Raw genomic sequence first — 2,502 nt, 5'->3', positions numbered from 1 at the left:
GTCTTCGAGGGCTTCGCCGAGCGATTCGAGCAACTTTGGCGTCGCGAACATGCACTTGATGTCGTGTCCCGCGGTCAGCACGGTGACGGCTTGGTCGATGCAGTGCTTCTTGTACTCTTCCAGATGCTCCATCCAGCCTTTCTTGATCAGCTTGACGACCCAGCGGGGGTCCAAGTCGATGCAGAAGCAGATGCCGCCGCGATGTTGAGCCAAGTGCTCGACGGCCAACCGCAGTCGCCGCGGACCGCTGGGCCCGAGCATCAGCCAATTCGAACCGGGCGGGAAATGTTCGTCCGGCAGGGTATCGCTGAACAACTCGTAGTCTTTCCAGTGATCTTCGATCACCATCCGGCTTTTCGGAACCCCCGTCGTGCCGCCGGTTTCGAACACGTAGACCGGCTTTCCGGCATGCCCCTTGGGGACCCAGCGCTGGATCGGACCGCCACGGAGCCATTCGTCTTCAAAGTGCGGAAACTTCTTCAGATCGTCAAAGGACTTGATGTCGGTGAGGGGATCGAATCCCAGTTCCGCCTTCTTTTCCAACCAAAACGGGCTTCCTGTCTCCTCACTAAAGTGCCAATGCACAATCTTGAGAGTGTGTTCATTCAATCGATCTCTGGCTTCCGAAGCACTCTTGGCGACGTCTTCGGGAATCGAAGTCTGGGCGGCACTCATTCGTTTAGTCGTCTCGCGGGCGGTGAAGGGACAGGCGGGGGAGTTTACATCTGGCGGTGACGTGACCGGCTCCAGAGAACTCTGCTGCGTGAATCTTGAAGGACCCTATTGTTGCCTTCAGGAAAGTGCGACGAAAGATCCCCGGGCAGTCTGAATCGGTATTTATCGAGAACGAAAAAAGCCGCACGTGATTCACGCGCGGCTTTTTGATCATTCGGTAAACTTTCCTGGCAGCTGGCTGCTGAATCAGGCCAGTTCGCGAGGTGCCAACCCTACGGATTGACAACAACCGGTGGTTGAATCTGATTCGGCAACGAGGGGCTGATGACCGGCGGGGTATCAATCGAATCGTCGTCGCTGGCGCCGATCGCAATCGCGGCTCCGATTCCGCCCAGCACTGCGATGCCTCGAAGACTGCCACCGCCACCGATGCCGCCTCCACCACCGCCACCGCCTCCGCCACCACCGCCGAAGGATCCACTCATCGCAGTGGGATCGTATCCGCCATTGGGCAGCAGCAGACCACCCTCATCGACTTCTTCCTCTGAAATCAATCGATCTTCGATGACCGTGATCGGCCCCGGAGCGACTTGCATGATGAAGGTGTCTGAATTGGATTCGGTTTGAGCGACCAAGGTGGTGTCGCCGTCGGTCGTCCCTTGTGCGGTCTGCACCATCAACGGATTAACAAGCTCGATGCCCATCAACCCAAAACCGTCTTTTCCAGACCCCAAGACCGAGTAACTTCCCGGAGCCAGATCGGCGACTTGAAAGTAACCCGTGGCATCGGTCAATGTTCGGGCGACTTCGATGCCGTCGCGGTAGATCACCACGTTGGCGCCTTGGGCGCCGGGGTTATCGGTGAATCCGGCGCGCGTCAAACGGCCTCGCAATCCGCCTTCGTATTGGCTCAGACGGACGGATTCTCCGGTGAAGGCACGATCGGTGGCCATCGGGTTGTTGCTCGGATCGAACTCGACCTTGCTCGCTTGGCCGGTCGGCATGTAACGCAGGATCGCGTTTCGCACGACGCTGAACTCAACCGCACCCGCAGCGATTTCAAATTGCTCGCTAATCGGGACTTCTTTGCTAACGATGTGCATCGCACAGCAGGCGAAGGTGCCGTCACCGCGAATCATCAACGTGTAAACGCCCGGTTTGACGTCGGTCAGCGTGAACCGACCCGTCTTGTCCGATTCGGTTGCAGCAGCGGCCGGCTTGCCGAATTGGTCGATCAACACGACCTTCGCACCCCGTGCCGCAGCAATTCCTTCGCTGCGCGGGACGATGACGCGTCCCTGGACCGATCCGCTCTCCGAAACGCGGACCCATTGCTGTTGGGCGACATCCGCCGCGGAGGCAAAGCCAGAAGCACACACCAGCGCTAACGTGGCGATGGAACAGATCAAACGTTGCATTTCCAGATTCCAATCAAGTTTGAGCGATGTTGCAGAGGGAAAACATACCTCTGCATCAGACTATAGGAGCAGCAATTGAGGAATTCAACGCTCTTGACGGCGAATTGGCAATTTAGGAGAGCTAGGACACCCCGACTCGCAACCCGATCAGAGGAATCAAAAATGCTCTCAAGAGGGGCTTCCGTCGGGGATCCAATTCAGCGAGCGGTCATTCCACAATGAAAACCCACAAGATCCGCGGTGCCGGCCCGCACCCGCGGCCTTTTTCGAGGTGTTCCCCTACCCCAAAACTTCACGAAGAAGCTCCACGAGTGCCCTGGTCACGGGAAAGCGCGACAGGCTGTCTGACGGAGCGATGAGGTTACCAGTGAACCCACGGATGGCAGCGCGAACCCACGGATGAAAGGAG

At 58.0% G+C, this 2,502-nt stretch carries 1 protein-coding gene and 1 pseudogene; both read right to left on the bottom strand.

The features are described 5' to 3' along the window. A pseudogene (locus ABX749_RS29330) lies at positions 1–675 on the bottom strand (hypothetical protein); the annotation flags it as partial. A gap of 272 nt (positions 676–947) precedes the next feature. Next, positions 948–2,093 (bottom strand): collagen binding domain-containing protein, encoded by a 1,146-nt coding sequence (locus tag ABX749_RS29325; protein ID WP_372899166.1) that lies wholly within the window; start codon positions 2,091–2,093, stop codon positions 948–950. Between the last annotated feature and the right edge of the window lie 409 nt (positions 2,094–2,502).

It is taken from the genome of Stieleria sp., assembly GCF_041595215.1.
Lineage (GTDB): Bacteria > Planctomycetota > Planctomycetia > Pirellulales > Pirellulaceae > Stieleria > Stieleria magnilauensis.
The sequence above is the reverse complement of the archived record's forward strand: the minus strand, read 5'-3'. Positions and strand labels throughout refer to the sequence as shown.